This window comes from Kitasatospora sp. NPDC059803, from assembly GCF_042732255.1.
In the GTDB taxonomy this organism is placed as follows: domain Bacteria; phylum Actinomycetota; class Actinomycetes; order Streptomycetales; family Streptomycetaceae; genus Kitasatospora.
Window position 1 is genome coordinate 6,011 of sequence record NZ_JBHWIJ010000077.1, and the last position, 24,762, is coordinate 30,772.

Annotated in this window: 18 protein-coding genes and 1 pseudogene; 15 read left to right on the forward strand and 4 right to left on the reverse strand. The window is 75.5% G+C overall.

All coding sequences use genetic code 11. The annotated features are described in order from the left end of the window. Window positions 1–1,399, forward strand: a pseudogene (locus ACFV6I_RS15275) (hypothetical protein); the annotation flags it as partial. A gap of 142 nt (window positions 1,400–1,541) precedes the next feature. Beyond that, window positions 1,542–2,531: an ABC transporter ATP-binding protein gene (locus ACFV6I_RS15280; RefSeq protein ID WP_208869032.1), complete on the forward strand. Its 990-nt coding sequence runs from the start codon at window positions 1,542–1,544 to the stop codon at window positions 2,529–2,531. 31 nt (window positions 2,532–2,562) lie between these two features. On the opposite strand, the gene ACFV6I_RS15285 is transcribed toward ACFV6I_RS15280, so the two are convergent. Together ACFV6I_RS15285 and ACFV6I_RS15290 are read right to left on the reverse strand one after the other, a co-directional pair. Next, entirely contained in the window at window positions 2,563–2,742 is a 180-nt protein-coding gene (locus ACFV6I_RS15285; RefSeq protein ID WP_063346024.1) for a hypothetical protein, read from the reverse strand. Between the two features lie 151 nt (window positions 2,743–2,893). Then, window positions 2,894–4,435, reverse strand: a complete 1,542-nt coding sequence (locus ACFV6I_RS15290) for an AMP-binding protein (protein WP_380425591.1) — start codon at window positions 4,433–4,435, stop codon at window positions 2,894–2,896. Window positions 4,436–4,609: 174 nt separating this feature from the next. On the opposite strand from ACFV6I_RS15290, the gene ACFV6I_RS15295 reads away from it, so the two are divergent. After that, the gene (locus tag ACFV6I_RS15295; protein WP_380425593.1) at window positions 4,610–5,320 is read left to right on the forward strand and encodes an AAA family ATPase; all 711 of its coding nucleotides are present in this window, start codon (window positions 4,610–4,612) and stop codon (window positions 5,318–5,320) included. Window positions 5,321–5,396: 76 nt separating this feature from the next. Here ACFV6I_RS15295 and ACFV6I_RS15300 read toward each other — a convergent pair whose 3' ends face one another. Next, window positions 5,397–6,365 carry an SDR family NAD(P)-dependent oxidoreductase gene (locus ACFV6I_RS15300; RefSeq protein WP_380425595.1) on the reverse strand — a complete coding sequence of 323 codons (969 nt, stop codon included), beginning with the start codon at window positions 6,363–6,365 and terminating at the stop codon, window positions 5,397–5,399. 229 nt (window positions 6,366–6,594) lie between these two features. Here ACFV6I_RS15300 and ACFV6I_RS15305 point away from each other — a divergent pair, with 229 nt between their 5' ends. The 4 genes from ACFV6I_RS15305 (at window position 6,595) to ACFV6I_RS15320 (ending at window position 10,744) form a co-directional block, all read left to right on the forward strand. Then, window positions 6,595–7,347 (forward strand): thioesterase II family protein, encoded by a 753-nt coding sequence (locus ACFV6I_RS15305; RefSeq protein WP_063346019.1) that lies wholly within the window; start codon window positions 6,595–6,597, stop codon window positions 7,345–7,347. Window positions 7,348–7,423: 76 nt separating this feature from the next. Next, the gene (locus tag ACFV6I_RS15310; RefSeq protein ID WP_380425597.1) at window positions 7,424–8,728 is read left to right on the forward strand and encodes a styrene monooxygenase/indole monooxygenase family protein; all 1,305 of its coding nucleotides are present in this window, start codon (window positions 7,424–7,426) and stop codon (window positions 8,726–8,728) included. 81 nt (window positions 8,729–8,809) lie between these two features. Then, window positions 8,810–9,265, forward strand: coding sequence for an archease (locus ACFV6I_RS15315; RefSeq protein WP_063346017.1), 456 nt, complete (start codon window positions 8,810–8,812; stop codon window positions 9,263–9,265). A 51-nt stretch (window positions 9,266–9,316) separates the two neighbouring features. Next, window positions 9,317–10,744 carry an RtcB family protein gene (locus tag ACFV6I_RS15320; protein WP_347878507.1) on the forward strand — a complete coding sequence of 476 codons (1,428 nt, stop codon included), beginning with the start codon at window positions 9,317–9,319 and terminating at the stop codon, window positions 10,742–10,744. 486 nt (window positions 10,745–11,230) lie between these two features. On the opposite strand, the gene ACFV6I_RS15325 is transcribed toward ACFV6I_RS15320, so the two are convergent. Next, window positions 11,231–12,547: a hypothetical protein gene (locus ACFV6I_RS15325; protein WP_063346016.1), complete on the reverse strand. Its 1,317-nt coding sequence runs from the start codon at window positions 12,545–12,547 to the stop codon at window positions 11,231–11,233. A 239-nt stretch (window positions 12,548–12,786) separates the two neighbouring features. Here ACFV6I_RS15325 and ACFV6I_RS15330 point away from each other — a divergent pair, with 239 nt between their 5' ends. From ACFV6I_RS15330 to ACFV6I_RS15365, 8 genes are all read left to right on the forward strand, one after another. Then, the gene (locus ACFV6I_RS15330; protein WP_380371178.1) at window positions 12,787–13,512 is read left to right on the forward strand and encodes a LuxR C-terminal-related transcriptional regulator; all 726 of its coding nucleotides are present in this window, start codon (window positions 12,787–12,789) and stop codon (window positions 13,510–13,512) included. 203 nt (window positions 13,513–13,715) lie between these two features. Continuing rightward, entirely contained in the window at window positions 13,716–16,913 is a 3,198-nt protein-coding gene (locus tag ACFV6I_RS15335; protein ID WP_063350843.1) for a DUF11 domain-containing protein, read from the forward strand. Next, window positions 16,910–17,671: a DUF4255 domain-containing protein gene (locus tag ACFV6I_RS15340; protein WP_063346015.1), complete on the forward strand. Its 762-nt coding sequence runs from the start codon at window positions 16,910–16,912 to the stop codon at window positions 17,669–17,671. The genes ACFV6I_RS15335 and ACFV6I_RS15340 overlap by 4 nt, the downstream gene beginning before the upstream one ends. Next, on the forward strand, window positions 17,668–19,803 hold the full coding sequence (locus tag ACFV6I_RS15345; protein ID WP_063346014.1) for an ATP-binding protein: 2,136 nt from the start codon (window positions 17,668–17,670) through the stop codon (window positions 19,801–19,803). Before ACFV6I_RS15340 ends, ACFV6I_RS15345 begins: the two co-directional genes overlap by 4 nt. 166 nt (window positions 19,804–19,969) lie before the next feature. Further along, complete coding sequence (locus ACFV6I_RS15350; RefSeq protein WP_380425601.1) at window positions 19,970–21,517, forward strand: phage tail sheath family protein; 1,548 nt, start codon at window positions 19,970–19,972, stop codon at window positions 21,515–21,517. A 38-nt stretch (window positions 21,518–21,555) separates the two neighbouring features. Beyond that, window positions 21,556–21,996 carry a phage tail protein gene (locus tag ACFV6I_RS15355; RefSeq protein WP_063346012.1) on the forward strand — a complete coding sequence of 147 codons (441 nt, stop codon included), beginning with the start codon at window positions 21,556–21,558 and terminating at the stop codon, window positions 21,994–21,996. Continuing rightward, window positions 21,993–22,487 carry a hypothetical protein gene (locus ACFV6I_RS15360; protein ID WP_063346011.1) on the forward strand — a complete coding sequence of 165 codons (495 nt, stop codon included), beginning with the start codon at window positions 21,993–21,995 and terminating at the stop codon, window positions 22,485–22,487. The genes ACFV6I_RS15355 and ACFV6I_RS15360 overlap by 4 nt, the downstream gene beginning before the upstream one ends. Then, the gene (locus tag ACFV6I_RS15365) at window positions 22,484–22,642 is read left to right on the forward strand and encodes a DUF6760 family protein (RefSeq protein ID WP_347878560.1); all 159 of its coding nucleotides are present in this window, start codon (window positions 22,484–22,486) and stop codon (window positions 22,640–22,642) included. The genes ACFV6I_RS15360 and ACFV6I_RS15365 overlap by 4 nt, the downstream gene beginning before the upstream one ends. Window positions 22,643–24,762 lie beyond the last annotated feature (2,120 nt).

A 24,762-nucleotide genomic window follows, 5' to 3' on the forward strand; every position in this document is an offset into this window, starting at 1 on the left:
CAGCCTGGACCCGCTGCTGGTGGCCGCCCCGCTGATGCTCGCCCTCACCGGCGGCCTGCTGCTGGCCCGGATCCAGCCGCTGGTGGTCGGCTGGCTGGCCGCCCTCGCCGGGCGCGGCCGCGGCCTGATCGGCTTCCTCGGCCTGGCCCGCGCCGCCCGCGACAGCTCGGGCCGCCGCCGGCCCTCCGCGCTGCCGCTGCTCGCCCTGGTGATCGCCGTCACCACGACCGGCTTCGGGGCCACCGTGCTCGACACCGTGGACAGCGTCCGGTTGCGCGCCGCCCGGATCACCACCGGCGGCGACGTCTCCGTCTCCCTCCCGGTCTACGCCACCCTGCCGGAGGCGTTCACCACGGCCGCCGCCGAACTGCCGGGCGTGCGGGCCGCGACCGGGGTCTGGGTCGAGCCCGGGGCCTCCTTCATCGGTACGGGCGGCGACCGCACCGCGGCCATCCTCGTGGTGGCCGAGCCGAAGGCCTACGCCGAGATCGCCCGGACCTTCGGGGTGGGCGAGTTCGACCCGGCGGCGCTCGCCGGGACCCCGGGCGGCCCGGACAGCCCGGTGCCGGCGCTGTTCAGCAGCGGCCTGTCCAAGCAGCTGACCGACGGTCCGGCCCGGCTGCGCACCCCCAACGGGGGCGAACTGCGCGCCACCGTCGCCGGGATCGTCACCGGCACCCCCGCCCTGCCCGACCCGGGCAAGCCGTTCATGGTCGTGCCCGTCGGGCCCGCCTCCGAGCGCCTTCCGGAGCTCAAGCGGACCAACAAGTGGCTCTCCGTCGGCGACGTCGACGCCGGCCAGGTCAGGAACCTGCTGCTGGACCAGGGCCTGACCACCGCCACGGGCCTCGCCAAGCTGATCCGGGACGAGGCCGTGGCCGCCGGCAAGGGCAGCTACGGGCTGCCCCCCGGGTACACGGTCCGCAGCAGCCACGAGGTGGCCGCCACGCTCGCCGCCGACCCGCTGCAGCGCTCCGCGGAACGCCTGTTCTGGTACTCGGGCGCCGCCGGCGCCGGGTTCGCCCTGCTCGCCGTCCTGCTGACCCTGGTGCGGGCCGCCCCCGAGCGCACGGCCCTGCTGGCCCGACTGCGCACCATGGGCCTGCGGCCCCGGCAGGGGCTGGCGCTGATCATCGCCGAGACGCTGCCGCAGACCCTGGTGGCGGCCGTCGGCGGCGGGCTGGTCGCGCTGGCGGCGGTCGGACTGCTCGGGCCGGCCTTCGACCTGTCGGCGCTGGTCGGCGCCAACGTCGGCGACGCGCTGGCCCCCGTCCTGCTGCCGGTGCTGCTGCCCACGGCGGGCCTGGCACTGGTGGTCTGCCTCGGGGTGGTCCTGGAGACGGCCGTCTCCGGCCGGCGCCAGATCGCCACCGAACTGCGGGCGGGGGACCAGCGGTGAGGGCGGGAGGAGCGGTACGGGCCGCGACATCGGCGCCGGCCGTCGGAACAGTGGGGACCGTCAAGGTCGTCGAGATATTCAGGACCGTCAGGACCTTCAGGACCGCCAGGACCTCTAGGACAGTCGAGACAGGAGACGAGCGGTGAAGACCACTCCCCAGGAGCAGCCGGTCGCCGAGGCCCCCAGCTTGCAGGAGCTCCGGCAGCGGGCCCTCGCCGCCGCCTCGCCCAAGGCGTACGGCGAGGGCGCGGCCATCGTCTGCGACCGGCTGGTGCGGATCTTCAGCGCCGAGGGCGTCGAGGTCCAGGCGTTGCAGGGCTTGGAGCTGACCATCCAGCAGGGCGACCTGGTCGCCCTGGTCGGTGCCTCCGGCAGCGGCAAGTCCACCCTGCTGACCATCCTGGCCGGGCTCGACGTGCCGACCGCCGGAAGCGCCACCGTCGCCGGCTGCGACCTGCTGGAGATGTCCGCCCGGGAGCGGCTGCGCTACCGGCGGGAGGTGGTCGGCTTCATCTGGCAGCAGACCGCCCGCAACCTGCTGCCCTTCCTCACCGCCGCCGAGAACATCGCCCTGCCGATGCAGCTGCGCGGGCGCCGGGCCGGGGCCGGGCGGGCCAAGCAGCAGGCCGACCGGGTGGCCGAGCTGATGGAGGCGCTGGAGATCGGCGACCTCGCCCACCGCCGCCCCAACGAGCTCTCCGGCGGCCAGCAGCAGCGGGTCGCGATCGCGGTGGCGATGGCCAACAACCCGCCGGTGCTGCTCGCCGACGAGCCCACCGGCGAACTGGACTCCGAGACCGCGGGGGTGATCTTCGAGTCCTTCCGCACCGTCAACCGCGAACTCGGCGCCACCGTCGTCATCGTCACCCACGACCCGATGGTCGCGGGCGAGGTGCGCCGCACGGTCGCCATCCGGGACGGCCGGACCAGCAGCGAGGTGCTGCGCCGCACCGTCACGGACGAGCACGGCGAGGAGTCGGTCAACGAGCGCGAGTACGTGATGCTGGACCGCACCGGGCGGGTGCAGCTGCCGGTCAAGTTCCTGGAGGCGCTCGGGATGGAGCACCGGGTGGCGGTCGACCTCGCGGCCGACCACATCGAGGTCCGTCCGGACGACATCGCCGGGCACTGACGTGGGGGAGGGGCGGCGGCCGGCGGGTCCGTCAGCTGTCGCCGCCCATCCGCTGGAAGAGCCCGCTGCCTTCGGCGTCAGAGCGCAGGTCGGGTGCGTCCTCACCGGCGCGCTCGCCCCGGGCGGTGGCGGTGCAGAGGGCGAAGACGAGCACTGCACTGGCCGCGACGGCGAGGATTCCGAGTGCGGTCAGGACGCGTAGCCAGGTCAAGGAAGTGCCTCCTGGGGACGGTGCGGAGGAACGCCGCCGGGGTTGTATCGGCAGTTCGGTCCGCACGGTCGAGTGTCCACAGGCGGTTCTTCCCGTCGTCCGCCGCGCGAGAGGTCGCCCGCGCGGGCGCTCGAAGCATCGGTAGGGCGCGTCACACTCCCTCGCGCGCCCCTGCAGGGGTGACGGCCCGTCCCTCCGAGGACGTGGCCAACGCCCGCAACGCGTCGAGGTCCGGCTTCCCCGCCCCGGTCAGGGGGATCCCCGGCAGCACCAGGACGGAGTCCGGCGCGCACCGCGGCCCGACCCGCTCCCGGGCCCAGCGGCGCAGTTCCTCCGCCGTCGCCGGCGATCCCGGCCCGGTGACCACGGCCGCGTGCACCCGTTCCAGCCGGTCCGGACCGGCCGTCGCGAACATCACCGCCTCCCGCACCTCCGGGTGCGCGCGCAGCGGCTCCTCGACGTCCCGGGGGAAGACGTTGTGCCCGTCCACGATCGCCATCGGGCGGCGCCCGGCCACCGTCAGATAACCGGCCGCGTCCAGGCTGCCCAGATCGCCGGTGTGCAGCCAGCCCTCCCGCAGCACCCGGGCGGTCAGCTCGGGGTCGCGCCAGTAGCCGACCATCGCCGTCGGGGTGCGGACGCAGATCTCCCCGGTCCGGCCCGCCGGCAGCACCGTCCCGTCCTCGTCCACGATCCGCACCTCGGTGTCCGGGAACGGGCGCCCGGCCGTCGCCAGCAGCCGCGGGTCCAGGTGCTCGTCCGGGCCCAGCCTGGTCACCGGCCCGCACTCCGTCAGGCTGTACGTCTGGTGCAGCACCCGGCCCAGCCGCCGCGTCGCCTCCGCCAACCGGCGCGGCGACGGCGGACAGCCGGTGTACGTGACGCGGCGCAGGCTGCCGGTGTCGGCCGCGCGCAGCAGCGGATGGTCCAGCACGCGGTAGAGCAGGTGCGGCGGCAGGTACACCCGGGAGACCCGGAACCGCTCGATCGCCGCCAGCACCGCCTCGGCGGCGAAGGCCTCCTGCAACACCACCGTGCCGCCCGCCGCCAGCGCCAGATCCGCGGTCGTACCGCCGCCGTGGCACAGCTCCGTACAGAGCAGGAACGTCGAACCGGACAGCAGCGCCGGCCGCGGCGGCCGGGCGAACCGGCGCAGCACCCCCTTCGGCCGGCCCGTCGTCCCGCCGGTGAACCGCACCGCCATCACGTCCTGCGGGCGGAACCGCGGGGCCAGCGGCTCCGGCGAGCAGGACGCGGCCGACGCCGGCAGGTCCACCCCGAGCGCCGACGGCCCCAGCGCGAACAGGCCCGCCGAGGGCAGCGCCCGCGCGATCCCCTCGGCGGCGGCCCGGCAGCGGGCCGGATCGAAGACCAGCGCCGACGTCCCGGCGAACCCGGCCAGCGCCACCGACTCCCCGACCGGGCCGTCCGGATGCGGCATCGCGACCCGGCAGCCCAGCAGGTTCGCGGCCAACCGCACCAGCACCGCCTCCGGCCGGTTCCCGGCCAGCACCGTCACCCCGTCCCCGCGCCCGAGCCCGGCACCCGCCAGCGCCCGCGCCGTCCGGTACACCCCGTCCAGACACTCCCGGGCGGTCAGCGCCTCCTCCCCCCAGCGGATCGCCACCCGCCCCGGATCCCGCTCCAGCCCCGCCAACACCAGCCCGGTGTACGTCGGCCCCGACTCCGCCATGCTGCGGCCTCCTGTCTGATGAGACGTCAGCTTAGGGCGGGTGCGGTGGCGCAGCGGTGCGGGGGATCCCGGGTGCAGGGGCCGCTGCCGGGGCGTCCTGCCGTGGCCGGACCGGAGTGCCGTACCCGGGGCCGGGAGTTGTTAGGGTTCCCCGTCGGACAGGGAGGGGGACACGTGGGCACCAGCACGGGCACCAGCACGGGCACCAGCACCAGCACCAGCACGGGCACGGGCACGGGCACGGCCGAGGCGCCGGGCGGGCAGGGGGCCGAGGAGCGCCCGCACGGCGTCCTCGACCTGCGGGGCGTCGCGGGGGCGGCGTTCACCGTGGGCTACCCGCCCGACGCCGTCGTGGTCGTGTCGGGCCTGCCGGGCGCGGGCAAGAGCACGCTGCTGCGGCGCTGGTCCGGGGCGGGGGCGGTGCCGACCGTCGACCCGCGCGCCGTCCACGAGGCCTGCGAGGCGGTCATGCCCGCGCGCCTGCCGTACGCGGTCTACCGGCCCTGGGCCCGGCTGGAGCACGTCCGGCTGCTGCGCTCCTCCGTGCGGCGCGGCGGGCCACTGCTGGTGCACGACTGCGGCAGCCGCGCCTGGATGCGCCGCTGGCTCGCCCGCGAGGCCGCCCGGCAGGGCCGGCAACTGCACCTGGTGCTGCTCGACGTCGGTGCCGCCACCGCGCTGGACGGCCAGCGTGCCCGGGGCCGCCACGCCTCCGCCCGGGTCTTCGCCCGCCACCGCCGGGGCCTGGACCAGCTGTTCGCCGCCTTCACCCGCCACACGCGCTCCGGCGCGCCGACCCCGGCCCCGGAAGCGGCGTCCGTCCTGCTCCTCGACACCGCCTCCCGCTCCCGTGCCACAGCCGTCCACTTCGGCCCGGCCCGGTGAGGCCCCCGGCGGGGGCGGTGGCCGGGGGCAGTGCCTGAGCGCCGGGAACGGTGAAGTCCCCTGGCCGAAACGGTGGTCAGAGGAGGCCGAGGTGGGGGTCCACGGCGGCGAGTCGGCAGGTGGCGTCCCAGAGGTGGGCGGCGACGGTGCGGTCGGTCAGGTGGGGCTGGGCGGGTTCGAGGCGGGGTGCGCCGCGCAGGCCGAAGACCCGGGGCCCCCAGAGCTGGCCCCCCTGCGCCTGCGGGTCGAGGACGGCCCGGACGATCGGCCACGCGCCGTGGTCCTTGCCCTGGAGGAGGAGCCCGGCCGGCAGGCCGCGCAGTCCTTCGCCGACGGTCCGCGTGTGGACCGGCGGGCGGGGCGGGGTGAGCGAGTCGAGTGCGCCGCCGGGGTGCGCCAGCAGGCTGAGCACGGTGCTGCCGGCGGCGCGGAGGCGTCGGTCGAGTTCGAGGCCGAAGGTCATCTGCGCCAGTTTCGAGCGGCCGTAGGCGCGTTTGGGCCGGTAGTCCACGGCCGACTGGAGGTCGTCGAGGTCCAGTCGCTCCGAGCGGGCCGCGAAGCTGCCGACCGTCACGATGCGGCCCGCCGGTGCGGCCGCGAGCAGGGGGGCCAGCCAGCGGGTGAGCGCGACGTGCCCGAGGTGGTTGGTCGCGAACATCAGCTCGTGCCCGGCGCCGGTCTCCCGGCGCGGCGGATCGTCCAGCGCGACCCCGGCGTTGTGGACGACCGCGTCGAGGTGGTCGAGGGCGAGCCCGTCCACGGCGGCCCGCAGGGAGGGCAGGTCGGCGAGGTCCAGCGGGAGGTGGCGCACCACGGCGCCGGGGACGCGGGAGCGGATCGACGCCATGGCGGCCCCGGCCCGACCGGCGTCCCGGCTGCCGAGCACGACCACGGCGCCCGCCCCGGCGAGCTGCTCGGCGACGAAGTAGCCGATTCCGGCGTTGCCCCCGGTGACCAGGACGCTCCTGCCGGCGGCGGACGGCGGCCGGTGAACGTCCCACGGCCGGTGAACGTCCCACGGCCGGTTACGGGTTGTGGACGACATGCTGATGGCCTCCTGGCGTATTCGGGGCTGCCGGGCCACCCGCGATTCGAGACCGCGGCCGCGCCGACAGCCCCACGATCACAGGCCTGACCGGCAGATCGCTGACAGATCGCCGTCACCGCCGTCGGGCCTCAAGATCGTCGAACCGCCGGGTTTCGGACCCGCGGCGGTCGGGGCCCTGCGAGACTAGGCGCAGCAGAGTTCGTCACGGAGAGAGGTCAGCATCCGCATGTCCAGCAGTGCCGCCGTCGACAACCCGTGGTTCCGCCGCTTCAGTCCGTCCGACTCCGCCCCCGCCCGGATCGTGATCTTCCCCCACGCGGGCGGCTCCGCCAGCTACTACATGGAGTACGCCAACGCGCTCGCGCCCTACGCCGACGTGCTCACCGTCCAGTACCCGGGCCGTCAGAACCGCTTCGCCGAACCGGCGATCGACTCGGTGCTGGAGCTCGCCGAGCAGCTCTACCGGGAGCTGCGCGACTGGACGGACCGGCCGCTGACCTTCTTCGGGCACAGCATGGGCGCGGCCGTCGCCTTCGAGACCGCCCGATGCTTCGCCCGCGACGGCCTCCCGGGGCCCGAGCGGCTGTTCGTCTCGGCGGGCCGCGCGCCCTCGCTGCCCCGGGAGACCGCCGTCTACCGGCTGCCGGACGACGGGCTGCTCGACACGATCGTGCGCCTCGGCGGGACGGACGAGCGGATCCTCACCATCCCGGCGCTGCGCGAGCTGATCCTGCCGGCGCTGCGGGCCGACTACACCGCCATCGAGACGTACCGCTGCGCGCCGGAGGCGACCGTGCCGCAGCCGATCACCGCGCTGGTGGGGGAGACCGACCAGAACGCCACCGTCGACCAGGCCGCCCAGTGGGACCGGCACACCACCGGCGGTTTCGACCTGCGGGTCTTCCCCGGCGGGCACTTCTACGTGGCGGACCAGACCGCGGCCGTGGTCGAGGTGCTCACCGCGCACCTGCGCGGCTGAGCCGGCCGCGCCGGGGCGTGGCCGGTGCCGGTGAGGCCCCGGTGACGTGCCCCGGCGGCTCGGCTACTGTGCCTGCGTGACGGGCCGTCAGCCGATCCGCCGGCGGCACCGTCAGCCGAGACCACCCACCCTGGAGGCCGCCATGCGCCGGATCGCCGTCGTCGGAGCGGGCCAGGCCGGCCTGCAGCTCGCGCTGGGGCTGGTGGCGGCCGGCTACCAGGTGACGCTGGTCGCCGAGCGCACCCCCGAGCAGGTGTGCGGCGGGCGGGTGCTGTCCACCCAGGCGATGTTCGGACCGGCACTGCGGACCGAGGCGGCGGCCGGGCTGGACCTGTGGGCGGGCGAGGCGCCGGCGGTCCGCGCCGTCCGGTCGGTGCTCGCCGTGCCGCCCGGGGTGCGGGCGCTGGAGTTCACCATGACGCTCGACGAGCCCGCCCAGTCGGTGGACCAGCGGCTGAAACTGGCGCGCTGGCTGGAACTGCTGGAGGAGCGCGGCGGCCGGGTCGAGTACCGCTCGCTGGACCGGGACGGCCTGCGCGAGCTCGCCCGCCGGCACGAGCTGACGGTGGTCGCGGCCGGGCGCGGCGAACTGGCCGGGATCTTCGAACGCGACGCCGCCCGCTCGCCGTTCGACCGGCCGCAGCGGGCGCTGTCCTGCCTGTACGTCCACGGGGTGGGCTCGCCGGATCCGGCCACCGAGCCGCGGGCGCGGATGCACGCGCTGCCCGGCCTGGGCGAGCTGTACCTGCAACCGGCCCTGACCCTCTCCGGCCCGTGCGCGATCCTGCTGTGGGAGGCGCTGCCCGGCGGGCCGCTGGACGCGTTCCGCGACGCCCCGGCGCCCGACGCCCAACTCGCCCGGATGCGCGCCCTGTTGCGCGAGCACCTGCCGTGGGAGGCGGAGCTGTGGGCGGACGCCGAGCCGACGGATGCCGGGGCCGGACTGTCCGGCGCCGTCACCCCGGTGGTGCGGCGGCCGGTGGCGGAGCTGGGCACCGGCGTCGACGCCGTCCACGTGCTCGGCCTCGGCGACGCGGTGGTGGTGAACGACCCGATCGCCGGCCAGGGCGCCAACAGCGCCGCGCGGGCGGCACAGGCGTACCTGCGGGCGATCGTCGAGCACGGCGAGGCCCCCTACACCGCGGACTGGATGTGCCGCACCGCAGAGCGCTTCTGGCGGCAACACGCCCGGCACGCGGTCGAGTTCACCGCCGCGATGCTCACCGTGCCGGACCACGTGCAGGGCGTGTTCGCGGCTGCCGCCGAGCACGAGACGGTCGCCCGCCGGCTCGCCAACACATACGCGGAGCCGAGCGACCACGCCGCCTGGCTGGCCACCCCCGAGCTGACCGCCGCCTACCTCGCCTCGGTCCGCGATTAGGGTCCGGCCCGGGTTGCCTCCGGGTGCCCCGCGGGACGAGGCTGGAGGGGGAAACGTCGACGGGGGCGGGAGGCGTCGTTCGTGGACGGTCGCGGACCCGCGGGGCGTGCCGGCAGCGGCCACCGGACCGTGCCGCACACGGCGGACCTGCGGGTGGAGGCCTGGGCGCCGACGGCCGAGGGCTGCATCGGCGAGCTGGTGCACGCCGTCGTGGGCGGCTTCGCGGACCTCTCCGGCGCGCGGATCGTCGGCGAGCGCGGCTGCACCGTCCTCGCGGTGAGCGACGCGGACCTGCTCGCGGGCGTCCTGGAGGAGGTCGTCTACCGGATGGACGCCGACGGCGAACTCCCCGCCGGGCTGGCGCTCGGCCCGATCCGCGGTCTGGACGGCGCCCGGACGGTCGAGGTCCGCTTCCGGATGGCGGACGCCGCCACCGCGGCCCTGGTCGGCGCCGTGCCGAAGGCCGTCTCGCTGCACGATCTGGACCTGCGCGCCGGCCCGGAGGGCTGGACCTGCCGGGTGACGGTGGACGTCTGAGCGGGCCGGGGGCGACACCGGGCGGAACGGGCACGGAACGGGGTGAGCGAAGTGGAGATCGCACTGGTCGAGGCGGGCCGCTGCCGCTGGCGGATCGAACCACGCCCGCCGATGCGCGTGCCGGGCGTGGTCTTCGCCAGCCGCGCGCTGCTGCCGCAGGCCGCCGGGGACAAGGCGCTGGAGCAGGTGGCCAACGTGGCGGCCCTGCCCGGCATCGTCCGCGCCTCCTTCGCGATGCCCGACGTGCACTGGGGCTACGGCTTCCCGATCGGCGGGGTGGCCGCGACCGACGTCGACCAGGGCGGGGTGATCTCGCCCGGCGGGGTCGGCTTCGACATCTCCTGCGGGGTCCGGCTGCTGGGCGCGGGCGTCGACCGCGACGAACTCGACCCCGAGCGGATCACCCGCCTGATGGACCTGCTCGACCGCACCGTGCCGCGCGGCCTCGGCCGGGGCGGCCTGTGGCGGCTGTCCGGACCGGAGGAACTGGACGACCTGCTGCTCGGCGGCGCCCGCTACGCCGTCGAGCACGGCCACGGGGTGCCGCGCGACCTGGAGCGCTGCGAGGACGGCGGCGTCCTGGCCGGCGCGGCCCCGGGCGAGGTCAGCACCCGGGCCGTCGAGCGCGGCCTGCAGCAGGTCGGCAGCCTCGGCTCGGCCAACCACTTCCTGGAGGTCCAGGCCGTCGACCGGGTGGACGACCCGGAGACGGCGGCGGCGTTCGGACTGCGGCCCGGCCAGGTGTGCGTCATGATCCACTGCGGCTCGCGCGGCCTCGGCCACCAGATCTGCACCGACCACGTCCACGCCATGGACCGCGACCTGCAGCGCCACCGGATCGAGCTCCCCGACCGCCAGCTCGCCTGCACCCCGGTCGACTCGCCGCGCGGTCGCGCCTACCTGGGCGCCATGGTCGCCGCGGCGAACTACGGGCGGGCCAACCGGCAGCTGCTCTCCGAGGCGGCCCGCCGCGCCTTCGCCACCGCCCTCGGGGTCGGCCTGGAGCTGGTGTACGACGTGTCGCACAACCTCGCCAAGCTGGAGACCCACGACGTGGACGGCGTCCCGCGGCGGCTGTGCGTCCACCGCAAGGGCGCCACCAGGGCGCTACCGCCCGGCGACCCCGGCCTGCCCGCCGACCTCCTGCGGGCCGGACAGCCGGTGCTGGTGCCGGGGACGATGGGCACCGCCTCGTACGTCATGGTCGGGCTGCCCGGCAACGAGGCCTTCGGCTCCGCCTGCCACGGGGCCGGGCGGGTGTGGAGCCGCCACCAGGCGCTGCGGACGGTGCGCGGCGAGCAGTTGCGCGGCGAACTGGAGGCGCGCGGCATCGCGGTGCGGCCGGCCTCCTGGCGGGCGCTGGCGGAGGAGACTCCCCAGGCGTACAAGGACGTCGACGCGGTGGCCGCGGCCACCGAGGCCGCCGGGCTGGCCCGGCCGGTCGCCCGCCTGGTGCCGCTGGGCGTGGTCAAGGGCTGACCCGGGCACACCGGACCCGGGCCCACCGGACGTGGGCGATGCCGACGGACGGGGCCGGGACCGGAACCGGGACGGCGACCGGCCGTTGATCGAACTGCGGTCGCTCACCGAGCGCTACAGCCAGTCGGTGCCCCCGGCTGGGCTGACGGCCGTCGACCGGCACCCGGACGGGCTGCTCGCCCGTTTCCGACCGACCGGCCGGTTGGTGATCCGGCTTTCGGGCAGCATGATTGACGAGGTGTCAGGCATGGGCGAAAGGGCAGGATCCACTGTACGAACGGGCCGCTCCGCTTGCCCGTTCGGGCGAAGGCCCGGTCCTGGAGGGCCCTATGGCGTCCGCCGGGCTTCCGGGCGGGTGTCACTCACGTCACTCTCTGTCCCATCAAGGCCGGGTTGGTGTTAGAAACGACTACTGAACCCGCCAGTAAGGTCGCACTCCATTGACAGGTGCATGGTGTGAACGAGAAGTGAGGGAGAGGTGCGGCTTCAGCGCTTGATATCGCTCAACTGCCCACTGACGTTCAGCAGTTCGTGGCACTGGGTGGCCTGCTTCCCCGAAGCGGGTGTACCCGGCTGCTGGCAGACCACGCTCGCCGTCACCGTCTGGTCCTCGGGGACCTCGATGGGAGTCACCCAGTGGTAGTCCTGGTTACGGAAGGTCTCCAAGGCGATGGTCGTGATCGTCTGCTCGCCGAACTTGATGGTCAACAGCCCCTGGTCGCCCTGGAAGTTGGCGGCGACGATGTCGGTGATGCGGAAGACCTTGCCGTGGTCCACCCGGTAGGCGCCCACCGCGGAGCCGCCGGTGTTGGTGGCCACGTCGACCGTCGTGGAGAACTGCTGCTCCGTCCCCGGGACCGAGCGGCCGGAGCCGCCGCCCGAACCACCGCCGGAGCCGCCGCCCGCAGCGCCGCCCTGCTGCCCCTGACCGCTCGGAGTCGCCCCGGGGGCAGGGACCGGCGGAGCCACGACGGGTGCCGGGGTGAACGAGGCGGCCTTCTGCTCGACGGCCTTGTCGGCGGCCTGCTTCGCGGAACTGCGCACCGCCGGCCGGACCAGCGTGAGCCAGGCCAGCACCAGCGCGATCAGCGCCGCGATGAGCGCGAGCAGCCACTTGGGCAGCAGCGCGTGCTGGACGAACTCGCCCTCCAGTACGTGCTGCCGCTCGGCCGGCTGCGGGCCGTCCGACTTGGCGGCCTCGCCCTCCTGGCCGACGGTGACCTCGAAGGGCCAGGTGGCCGGCTTGCCGAACCAGATCAACTTACGCGCGCGCACCCGCAGCCGGGTCTCGGCGGACTCGCCCGGTGCGAGTCGCAGCCGCTCCGGGGCGAACCCGAAGCGCACGTCCTCGCCGGGCTGCGCCGGGGCGAACGTCACGACGGCCGCCGTGTTCCCGAGGTTGCGCACCGACGTCCGGTAGCGGGCGCGGAGCCAGCCCCGGCGGCGCCGGGGAGCGAGCGCGGCGCGCAGCTCCCGGAACGGCGTCACGGTGACAGTCGTCTCCGGCACGGTCACCAGTTCGGGGCGCTCGGCGGGCAACACCCGGATGCCGAGCGGGAACTCACCCGCCCGCACCTCGTGCGAGCGGGCCGGGGCGAGCCGAATCGTCACCGTCTCGGACGTCCCCGGGAAGAGCGAGAGACGGGCCGGCTCGACCGTCGTCCACGAAGCGCAGGCCCCGACCACCTCCAGCGAGTACGCCTCAACGATATCGGTGTCGTTGCGTACCGTCAGGGTCGTCGTGGCCACGTCTCCGGGCGACACCGTCAGCGCGGGAAGGCCGAGTTCGGCGGATGCGGTCATGCCGTGACGGTAGGACCGGAGGACACCCCCAGGAGAGAGCCCCGCGGGCAAGCCGCGGGCACACCCCTTGCCCGCGGGAACAACCGGGCCCTGCCCGGGGCCGATGCCCCGCCCCCAGCCAACGCTCCCCACCCCGCCCCCCCGGCAACACCCGCGGCCGGCCCCATGACATGGCGCCCGGCCGTCCTCACCATGCGTCCGGTGACGCAGACGAAGCAGAACGGAACAGTTGGATGACGATGATCGAGACCACCACCCATGAGGCCGTCGGGGCGACCAGGTCCGTCCAGGCCCGACCGCGTGGATCGGCCGAACCCGCCACGGTGCGCGTGAACGTGAAGCCCGGCCGGGTCCAGGTGGCGGTGTACGCGGAGGACATCATCCTGCACACGGGCGTCGTCCAGCAGCTGAGGCAGCGGCCGGAGGTGGAACTGCTCGCCGAAGGCGACGTCGCGCGCGCCCAGGTCTCCCTGATGGTGGTCGACGGGCTGAACGACGCCGTGACCGACCGGCTGCGCCGGCTGCGCCTCAACACGCAGAGCCGGACCGGGCTGGTCGTGGGCCACTTCGAGGCCGGCGGCCTGCAGACCATCATCGAGTGCGGCGTCGGCGCCGTGCTGCGCCGATCGGACGCCGACCAGGACCGGCTCGTCCACCTCATCACCGCCCTGGCCAACGGCGAGGGCGTCATGCCCGGGGACCTCCTCGGCAAGCTGCTCGACCGGGTCGGCAGCCTCCAGCGCACCATGCTCGACCCGCGCGGCCTGACCCTGTCGACCCTGACCGCGCGCGAGGCGGAGATGCTCCGGCTGGTCGCCGACGGCCTCGACACCAGTGAGATAGCGGCCGAGACCTCGTACTCCGAACGCACGGTCAAGAACGTGCTGCACGAGATCACCACCCGGCTGGGACTGCGCAACCGCGCCCACGCCGTCGGGTACGCGATGCGCCACGGCCTCATCTGAGGACGCCGCCGGAGCGTCGGCGCCGGATTGCCCTCAGGGGCACCGGTCGCTACCCCCGGCTCGGGTGCCAGGGGCCTGTCGCCCGCGCGCCCGGGCCGGGGAGACTGCCGGACGTACCGCCTTCTCGGTCTGTGAGGTTGAGCGTGATCGGCGCCACCGGCACTCCCCGCCCCCTGCGGCGCTCGGCGCGAGCCGCCGTCGCGATGTTGCTGTCCCTGGCCGTGGCCGTGGTGACGCTGGGCACCGCCAACTCCGACGGCGACGGAAGAGGCGCCGCCCCGGTGGCCGCCGGGGCCGCGGAGGAGAGCGGACGGATCGTCTACGCCGGCACCGGCCACCGCAGCCTGGCGCGGCTGACCGGGCCGACGTCGAGCGCGTCGCTGTTCGGGCCCGGCCCCGTCCACTTCGACACCGAACCCTCCGCGCGCGGGGACCAGTTGGTGTTCACCAGCCTGCGGGACGGCCCGCTGCCCCAGGTCTACCTGCGCGAGGCGTCGGGCGCGGTACGCCGGCTCACCACCGGCATGGACACCGCGGAGCCGACGCTCACCCCGGACGGCAGGACCGTCGTGTTCGACGCGGTGGAGCCCGGCGGACGCAACGGGCAGACCCAGCGGGACCTCTGGGTGGTCAACACCGACGGCACCGGCCTGCGCAGGCTGGCCGACACCGCGGACTCCGAGGCGCACCCGACGGTCTCGCCCGACGGCAAGTGGGTCGCGTACACCTGCGACGTGGACCCGGCGCACACCCAGGTCTACGTCATGCCGCTGGCCGGCGGCGCGGCGCGGCGGATCACCGCGGTGACCGCCGGCAACGCCGTCGAACCGGCGTGGAACCCGGTGGACGCCCCCGACCTGCGCGACCAGATCGTCTACACCTGGGACCAGGCCGGCCAGACCGGGCCGCAGCTGCGGGTCATCTCGCCCGAGGGCACCAACGACCGGGCGTTCTTCCCCGGCATCGGCGGCGACTGGCGGACCAGGTCCGCCGGCTGGCTGCCCGACGGCAGCGGCGTGCTCTTCCTCAGCCCCAACCGGCTCAACGCCGACCCGACGCCGTACGAGAACGTGTACCGCGCCCGGACCTGCTTCTGCGGCGGGGCCGAACTGGTGGCGAGCGAGGACCGCGCCGTCCGCACACCGGTCTGGCTCGGCCCCCAGCAGGGCGGCGGGCCCGTCGTGGACCGCAACAGCGCCGACACCCCCAACGTGGCCGACCTGTCGGACATCCGCCCCGACGGAGCGGACCCGCGCGACCTGGGCGTCAGCGTGCTCCGGGAGGATCCGGCCGCCGACACCAACACCGACCCCGCGGCCGACCCCCTGTTCAACCCCCGCCCCGGCTACGACCCGTGGTTCGAACGGCAGGCCTACACGCCGGACGGCCGGCGGATCGTGCTGACCCGCTTCGAGGACTCGCCCGCCGGCCGGATCGAACGGATCTGGCAGACCGGTGCCGACGGCTCCGACCCGAAGCCGATGAACCTCGCCGGGCGCGGGCCGAAGGACTGGGACACCGACCCGGAGCTCTCGCCCGACGGCCGCCTGATGGCCTTCACCAGGACCTCGCCCGGCGGCGTCGGGACGGCCTCCGGCCCCGGGCGGGTGCTGATCGCGGACGTGTCGACCGGCGCGATCGTCGGCACCGTCGAACCGACCGACAACCAGCCGGCCGCCTCCCTGGCCCAACCCTCCTGGTCCCCGGACGGCAAACTGATCGCCTACACCAGGACCGAGGTCATCAACGGCAACGGCGGCAACAAGCACGTGTGGACCGTGCCCGCCAACGCCCTCGACCGGCCCACCGACCTCAGCCGCAGGGCCTGCCCGGGCGCCTGCGACGTCATCGACGACAGCCCCGCGTTCTCGCCCGACGGCCGGCGCGTCGCCTTCAACCGCAAGACCGGCGACGGCGGGCTCAACCAGCAGAACGGAGTCCTCGTCAGCTCGGCGACCGGCGACGGCTGCACGGTGATCCTGCCCGCCGGACTGAGCCAGGACCGGAACGCCTGCCGCCGCCCGCTGCCGGACACCTCCGCCACCGGCCCGTTCCAGCCCCGCGACGTCGCCTGGACGGCGGACGGCGGACAGCTGGTGCTGACCTCCCGCCGGGCCCTGCCGGCGAACTCGCCGGAGGCGCTGCAGAACTACGACTTCGCGACCGGTCGGCTCACCTCCGTCAACTCCAGGCTGCCGGGGCGGCAGAAGGAGCCGAGCGTCCAGCAGTCCGTCGACCTGTCGCTGAGCGCGCCGGCCGCCACCATCCCGATGCAGATCGGGGACTCCACCACCGTGGCCATCACCGTCACCAACCACGGCCCGGCGCCCTCGCCCGGCACCGCGCTCACCGCGTCCGTGCCGACGGGCGCCCGGCTCACCGGGCTCAAGGCCACGGCCGGCACCTGCGCCGCCGACGCCCTCCGGTGCGAACTCGGCACCCTGGCCCCGGGCGCGGTCGTCCAGGTGACCGCCACCGTCGTCGGCACCGTGGCCGGCGACCAGCGGTTCGGCTGGTGGGTCACCGGGGCGGTGGTCGACCCGAAGCCCGAGGACAACATCGCGCAGACGGTGGTACCCGTCCAGGCCGCGTCGCCGTCCCCGAGCCCGTCTCCGACCCCGACCCAGACCCCGACTGCCTCGCCGACCCCGACCCAGACCTCGACCCCGACCCCGACACCGCCCGTCTCCTCACCGCCGGCCCCGCCACCGCCGCCCGCCCCGGCCCCCGCGCCGCAGCCGGCGCCGCCCGCGCCGAAGGCCGGACCGGCCGTGACGGTCGGCGCCCAGCCGAACCCCGGATACGTCGGCGGCAAGGTCACCGTCACCTACACCGTGCGCAACGACGGCCAGGCCCTCGCCACCGGACTGCGCGTCTCGCTCGGCCTGCCCGCCGGCGTCCCCACCGGGCCGATGCCCCCCGGCTGCACCGGCGGCGTCTGCGACGTGGCCGACCTGCCCCCGGGCGGCAGCGCCGTCGTCCAGGTGGTGCTCGCACCCGAGGCGACCCTGGACACCACCATCACCTCCGTCCTGACCACCACCGGCACGGACGCCACCCCGGGCGACCACGTCGCGCGGACCCCGCTGCGCATCCTCCAGCCCCGCATCGTCGCGGTGCCGCCGATCGGCAAGCCCGGCTTCGTGACCTCCGTCCGCGGCCTGGACTTCCCGCCCGGCACCCCGGTGACCCTCACCTGGACGCCCGGCATCACCGCCGCCGCGGCACCCACCATCCCCAAGACCGACGGCACCTTCGCGGGCCAGTTGCTCATCCTCGCCAAGGACGAGACCGGCCCCCGGACCATCACCGCGAGCGGCCCCGGCTTCTCCCCGGTGACCACCCCCTTCCTCGTGGTGGTCGGCAGCGTCGGCCCGCCGGGGGAGGTGCAGCGGCGGTGATCCACGAAGTCGACGAGGCGCTGCGCCTCCTGCTCGTCGAGAGCGGCCTCCAGGAACGCGGGATCGAGCTGGTCTTCGACTCGCCCACCCGGGACTGGGCCGCCCGGCGCAACGCCCCCACCGTCAGCGTCTTCCTCTACGGCATCCGCGAGGACGTGTCCCGCCGCCAGGCCGGCTCCGCCGAGCAGCACGACGCCGACGGCGTGGTCGTGGCCTGGCGCAGCGCGCCCCGCTGGTTCGAACTGGCCTACCTGGTGACGGCGTGGACCAACCGGGCCCAGGACGAGCACCGGCTGCTGTCGGAGGTGCTCCGCTGCCTGACGGCCACCGACGCGCTGCCCGCCCGCCTGCTCACCGGCACGCTCGCCGAACTCGGGCTCACCGTCGGGCTGGAGACCGCCGGGCGCGGCGAGGGCATGCCGTCGGTGTCCGACGTGTGGTCGGCCCTCGGCGGCGAGCTGAAACCCTCGATCGACCTCAGGGTGCTCGCCCCGCTGTCCGGCCAGCGTGCCCCGGCGGGGCCCCCGGTCACCGACGGGCTCGTGCTGCGCGCCGTCGACAGGAGCGGCAAGGACGGCGAGGGCGGCGAGAGCGACGAGGACGCCCCGGAGGCCACAGCCGACTCGGTCGACCCGGCCGACCCGGGCCGCCGGCTGCGCTACGAGGGCGGCACGGACCCCGGCGCGGACGGCTTCGCCGCGCCCCGGGAACGCCGGCTGCCGCCCGGCCGCAGACGGCGCGGCGGTGCGCCGCGATGACCCTCGACCTGGAACCGGCGGCCACCAGCGGGCCCGCCGCCGACCTGGACGACCTGTGGGAGCGGCTGAGCCGCCTCGAACAGCGGATCCGGGCCGCCGTCCGCGAGCGCAGGGCCGACGACCCGGACCCGGACGACCCGTACCGGGGCCAGTACCTCACCCCGGAGGCGGCGGAACGGATCCTCGCGGCGCCCGCCGCGACGGGCCGGGCCGGCACCGACCTCGGAGAACCGCCGCCGCCACCGCCCGGATCGAGGACCGAACGGCTCGTCGACGGCTTCGGACTGCTCCCGCTGGACCTCGAACTCCTGTTGGTGGCACTCGCCCCCGACCTCGACACCCGCTTCGAACGGCTCTACGGGTACCTCAACGACGACCTGACCCTGCGCCGGCCGACCATCGGGCTCGCGCTCGAACTGTGCGGGCGGTCCGGGGCGGGCGCCAGCCGGTTCCGCTTCACCGCCCAGGCCCCGCTGATCGCCGGCGGCCTGCTGGAGATCACCGAACCGGAGCGCCCGCTGCTCTCCCGGGGCCTGCGCCTGCCCGACCGGGTGACGGCCCATCTGCTCGGCTCGGACGAACCCGACGGCGCGCTGCGCGGGCTGGTCCACGTCGGCCGCGCCGGCGCCGGCACCCCGCCGCAGGCCGCGCGCCGGCTGCGCGCCACCGTGGCCAACGGCGGCGGACTGGTGCACCTGCTGGACCGGGGCGGCAACGCCGGGCGGCTCGCGGTCGACGCCCTCGCGGGCCTCGGCCGCCGGGCCCTGGTCGTCGACGTCACGGCGCTCGCCGCCCGCCCCCCGGAGGCCGTGGTCCGGGCGCTCGCCCGGGAGGCGCGGCTGAGCGGCAGCGGTGTGGTGCTGGGCCCGCTGGAGCGGCTCGAACCCGAACGCCCGGAGCGGGCCGGGCTGTTGCGCGAGCTCTGCGCGGAACTCGCCGAGGTGCCACTGCTCGTGCACGGGTCGCGCCCGTGGGACCCGACGTGGGCGCAGGAGAGCCCGGTGGTGCTCGTGGCCCCGCCGCTGGACCCGGCGCAGCGCGCCGAACGCTGGGCGCACGCGCTGGGCGGGGCTTCGGGTGTGCCTGCGGGTGAGCCTTCGGGTGAACCGGAAGGGCTGTACGAGGGTGTGCTCGGCCCCGAGCTGGCCGAGGCCGTCGCCCCGTACCAGCTGGACGAGGACCAGGTGGCCCGGGCCGCCGGGGTCGCCACCAGGACGGCCGCCGCCGAACACCGCCCGGTGACCGCCGACGACCTGCGGGCCGCCGTGCGGGCGCAGAACGGGGCGGGGCTCGCCCGCCTCGCCCGCCGGATCGAGCCCGCCGTCGGGTGGGACGACCTGGTGCTGCCCGAGCCCACCGCGCGCCAGCTGCACGAACTCGCGCTGCGCGCCAGGCACCGCGACCAGGTGCTCGGCCAGTGGCGGATGCGGCCGGGCGGAGGGCGCGGGCGCGGGGTGATCGCACTGTTCGCGGGGGAGTCCGGCACCGGCAAGACCATGTCGGCCGAGGTGGTCGCCGCCGAACTCGGCATGGAGCTGTACGTCGTGGACCTGTCCACCGTCGTGGACAAGTACATCGGCGAGACGGAGAAGAACCTGGAGCGGATCTTCACCGAGGCCTCGCACGTGAACGCCGTCCTGCTGTTCGACGAGGCCGACGCGATCTTCGGCAAGCGGTCGCAGGTCAAGGACGCCCACGACCGCCACGCCAACGTGGAGTCGGCGTACCTGTTGCAGCGGATGGAGTCCTTCGACGGGATCGCCGTGCTGACGACCAACCTGCGCGCCAACCTCGACGAGGCGTTCACCCGGCGGCTGGACGTCATCGCGGAGTTCCCGGTGCCGGACGAGGAACAGCGGCACGCCCTGTGGGAGCGCTGCCTGGGCCCGCGGATCCCCCGCGGCGACGACCTCGACCTGGCGTTCTGCGCACGGCACTTCGAGCTCGCCGGCGGCTCCATCCGGGCCTGCGCGGTGACCGCGGCCTACCTGGCCGCCGAGACGGGCCGCCCGCTGGGCATGGCGGAGCTGGTGTTCGCGGTCGAGCGGGAGTACCGCAAGCTCGGCCGGCTGGTCCTGGAGAGCGAGTTCGGGCCGTGGTCGCGTGCCTCCGGGGGCACCGGGCGGGCCTGAGCGCGCGGGCGGGAGGCCACCGGCCGACTGACGACCGGTGAGGCCCTGCCGGGGTGCCCGCCGGGGCAGCGGCTCTGCCCCTGGTCCGGGACCTGCGGACATGTCGCGGGCGGCGGCCCGGCAGCAGACTCGGTGGCGAATGATCGGCCACCCCGAAGGAGCGAGCATGCCGTCGTACCTCACCCCGGGCGTGTACGTGGAGGAGGTCCAGTCCGGTGCCCGGCCGATCGAGGGTGTCGGCACTGCCGTCGCCGCCCTCGTCGGCTTCGCCCAGACCGGCCCCTTCCACGAGCCCACCCTGGTGACCAACTGGGACCAGTACGTCCAGCAGTTCGGCGGCTTCTCCGAAGGCACCTACCTGCCCCACGCCGTCTACGGCTTCTTCGCCAACGGCGGCGGCGCCGTCTACGTCGTGCGGATCGGCGAGCCCGGCGGCGAGACGGCCGGCGGCTGGCCGCCGGCCGCCCGATCGGCGCCCGCGCCCACCGCCCACGCCGGCTTCCTGTTCACGGCCCTGCCCGGTGCGGGCGCCGACCTGACCGTCGAGATCGCCGACGTCGAGGGCGAGAACGTCCCCGACGACCGGTTCCGGCTGGTGGTCCGCAAGGGCACCGAGGTCGCCGAGACGTACGACGTCTCGACCCGCAAGAACACCAAGGGCTACGTCGTCACCCAGCTGCGCGAGTCCAAGCTCGTCGCGGTCAGCGAGCAGCCGGGCACCGCGCCGAGCCGCCCGGAGCGCCAGACGCTCGCCCTCGCCGCCGCCCCCGCGCCCGGGCCGGTCGCCCCCGCCGCCACGACCCGGCTCAGCCCCGCCGAGTACATCGGCGACGCCTCGGCCCGCACCGGGTTCTCCGGCCTGGAGGCGATCGACGAGATCACCATGGTCGCGGTGCCCGACCTGATGAGCGCCTACCAGCGCGGCGACATCGACGCCGAGGGCGTGCGGACCGTCCAGCTCGCGGTGATGTCGCACTGCGAGCAGATGGGCGACCGGATCGCCGTCCTGGACTCCCCGCCCGGGCTGAGCGCCCAGCAGATGCGCAACTGGCGCAACAACGAGGCGGGCTTCGACTCCCGCTACGCGGCCCTGTACTACCCGTGGATCAAGGTGTTCGACCCGGCGACCGGCCGCAACACGATGGTCCCCCCGAGCGGGCACGCCGCCGGCGTGTGGGCGCGCAGCGACGCCGAACGCGGCGTGCACAAGGCGCCGGCCAACGAGGTCATCCGCGGCGCGGTGGACCTGGAGATCCGCCTCAGCAAGGGCGAGCAGGACCTGCTGAACCCGATCGGCGTCAACTGCGTGCGGGCCTTCCCCGGGCGCGGCATCCGGATCTGGGGCGCCCGGACCCTTTCCTCGGACCCGGCGTGGCGCTACCTCAACGTGCGGCGGCTCTTCAACTACCTGGAGGAGTCCATCCTCCTGGGGACCCAGTGGGTGGTGTTCGAGCCCAACGACGACCGGCTGTGGTCGAGCATCCGCCGCAACATCACGGCGTTCCTGACCGAGGAGTGGCGGCGCGGCGCGCTGTTCGGCGCGACGGCCGCGGAGGCCTTCTACGTCAAGTGCGACCGTGAGAACAACCCGCAGGAGTCCATCGACCTCGGGCAGGTGGTGTGCGAGATCGGGGTCGCTCCGGTGAAGCCCGCCGAGTTCGTGGTGTTCCGGCTGTCCCAGTTCTCGGACAGCACGAGCCTCGTCAACGAGTGACCAGCAGGCCAGCACAGACCGGAAGGTGACAGGAAGTCATGGCTGAAGGCGATCCGCTCTCCACACACATATTCGGCGTCCAACTCGGCGGCTACAACGTCGAGTCGGTCAAGGAGATCAGCAACCTGACCGTCGACCAGGACGTCGTCGAGTACAAGCAGGTGACCCAGCAGGGCAAGCTGATCGTCCGCAAACAGCCCGGCGCGCGGCTGCCGGGCGAGGTGACGATCACCCGCGGGCTCGACAAGAGCGGGGCGTTCACCAAGTGGATCAACGAGACCCTCAACAACGGCGCGATCAACACCGCGCGCCAGAACCTCACCATCGAGGTCAAGGACACCACCGGCGCCACACTCCGGCGGATCCAGCTGATGAACGCCTGGGCCAGCCGGTGGGAGGGCCCCACCCTCACCGCCGGTGAGTCCAGCGCCGCGACCGAGACGGTGACCATCGTGTTCGAGGAGATCACCGTCGAATGAGACGACGGATCAGCCTCGACGAACTCCTGGAGCAGGCTCCGGCAGCCGCCCCCGCTCCCGCCGCGGCCCCGGCCCCGCAGGCCGCCGCGCCGCAGCGGGGGCGGGGCCCCCAGGGGCACGGACTGCACACGGAGTTCGAGTTCGAGCTCCCGCGCGGATACCTGGACGACGAGGGCACCCTGCACCGGCACGGCGCCATGCGCCTGGCCACCGCGCGGGACGAACTCATGCCCCAGATCGACCTGCGGGTCAAGGAGAACCCGGCGTACCTGAGCGTCGTGCTGCTCAGCCACGTGATCACCCGGCTCGGCACCGTCACCGACGTGCACGCCGGCGTCGTCGAGCAGATGTACGCCACCGACGTCGCGTTCCTCCAGGACTTCTACCAGCGGATCAACAGCGAGGGCCACACCCGCGCCGCGGTGACCTGCCCGCACTGCGACGGCGCCTTCGAAGTCGACCTCGCTGGTGGGCGCCTGGGGGAATGGTGACGTACGCGACCACCCGGCTGTACGAGGAGGTCGCGTACATCGCCTACCACTTCCACTGGCAGCGGGAGGACATCCTCGACCTGTCCCACCAGGAACGCCGCGCGTGGGTGCGGGAGATCGCGCGGATCAACACCCGCGTCAACGAAGGCGGGTGAGCGCGGGATGGGGATTCGGGACCGGCTCGGACGGCGGAAGGCCGGCGGCCCGGGCGAGGCGGGCGTTTCGGGTGCCCCGGGTACCTCGGGTGTCTCAGGTGTTACGGGCGGCACGGGTGACGCGGCTCCCGCGCCCCGGGCCGACGTGCCCGCCCCGGACGGTGGTTGGCGCGCGGTCGCGCCCCTGACCCCGACCATCGCGGGGGCGGCGGGCGGGGTCAGCGACGGCCTGCGGTTCCGGTCCCGGCTCGCCTCCTGGCAGAACCCCTCGCTGACCGGCGCACTCGGACACGCGGTCCTGCCGTCCGCCCCGGCGGGCATCCTGCGGGCGGTGGCACGGCCCCTCGGCCCGGCGGTCTCCGCCGGGGCGGACGGGCCCGTGCTGCCGTACGTCGCACCGGCGGTGGCGCCGTCGGAGGCTGCGGATTCGGCCTCGGATTCGGTCCTGGCTTCGGCTTCGGCGGGGGACGGGCCGGGTGCGACGGGCGGGCTCGGTCGGGTGCGGCAGGTGCAGAGGTCAGGCGCCGCGGTGCGACGGCTGCCCGTACGGGCGGTGGCCGCCGAGGGCGGCGCCGCGCCGGCTGCCCCCGCGCCCGCCGCCGCCCCCACCCCTGCTCACGGTTCCGAGGTGCCGCTTGCCGGGCAGGCCGGGCCTGACCGGCCGGTCCCGGGGCGCCCCCGCGGGGCTGACCCGTGCCCCGCCCCCCCCCCCCCCGAGCGGCGGCCCCCCGGGGGGGGGGGGGTGACGCCCCCCCCCCCGGGGCGGGGCGGACCGGGGGTGTGCGCGGGGGGGGGGGGGGGGCCCACTGGGGGGTCCGGGCGGGGCGCGGGGCGGGCGGGCCCCCCCCCCCCGGTCCCGTCGCGCCGCGTCGGGAAGCCGCTGACCGCTGCACCCCGCCCCCGGTCGCTGCCGCCGCGTGCGGTGGCCGTGATCCCGCCCCGGCCGGTGCAGCGTGCCGCGAGCGCGACGACAGTGGAACGTGCCGCCGCCGTCGCGCCGGTGGAGCCTGCTGACGGCGCGAAGCCGGTAGAGCCTGCCGAGGGTGTGGCACTGGTGGAACGGCCCGCGAGCGCGACGACGGTGGAGCAGTCCGCCGACGTTGCTCCGCCCGTCGCGGAGCCGGGTGGCACTGCGCGGCCGTCCGAGACCTCCGAGCCGGCTCCGGTGCGGCCGAACGATGCCCCGACCTCGCGCACCGGCAACGCCGTGCAGCGCGCCGCGAGGGGAGGCGCCGCGCCGGGCCGACCCGTGCTCGGTGCCCCGCTGACCTCGCTGCCCGCCAGCGCCTCGCCACGGCTCAACGCCGACGGCGCGTCAGGCCTCGGTCCCGTACCCGGCCCAGGGGTCGGGCACGGGCCGATGCCGATCGTCTCCCCGCCCGCGCAGCCGGCCGCTCCGGCGGGGAGCGGGTCGGACGGCTCGGAGCCGTCGGCACCGGGCAACCCGGCGCGCCCGGCCCGCCTAGCCCGCCCCGAGCCCGGACGGCGCGGGGACGCCCCTGTACAGCGCGCCGTCCAGACCGGCGGCGGTCCGACCGCCGCGCAGCGCGCCGCCCAGCCGCGCGCCACCCAGCCGCGTACCGAACAGCCGCGTACCGAACAGGCGCGTACCGAATCGTCCAACGCCCGCACGCACGGCGGCCTGGGCGCGCCGCTGACCGCGCTGCCGCCGACGGCGGGCGCGGCACCCGGAGCACGGGCCGCCGGTACGGCCGACGGCCGGCGCGGCCCCGTCCGGCGGACCACGGCCCCGGGCCACGGCGCCCCAGCGACTCCTGACACCCCAGCGACTCCCGCCACCCCCGCCACTTCCGCACCGCCGCAGCCGGCCGGCCGAAGCGTGGCGCCCCCGAGCCCGGAAGGCACTGTTCGTGCCGCAGGCACGGCCGCCGCCGCGCCGGGCGCCACGGCAGTCCAGCGTGCGGCTGCGCCTAGCGCGCGAAGCGCTGCCACGAGCGGGCAGGGCGGCTCCACGGAGCCCGGCCCCGCCGCCGGGCCGCAGTCTCCCCCCGGGACGGCACCGCAGGACCCGGCCCGCCGTGCCCGGCGCAGCGGGGGGGGGGGGGGGGACGGGGGCCCCCCCCCCGCCCCCGGCCCGGGCGGGGCCCCCCCCCCCCCCC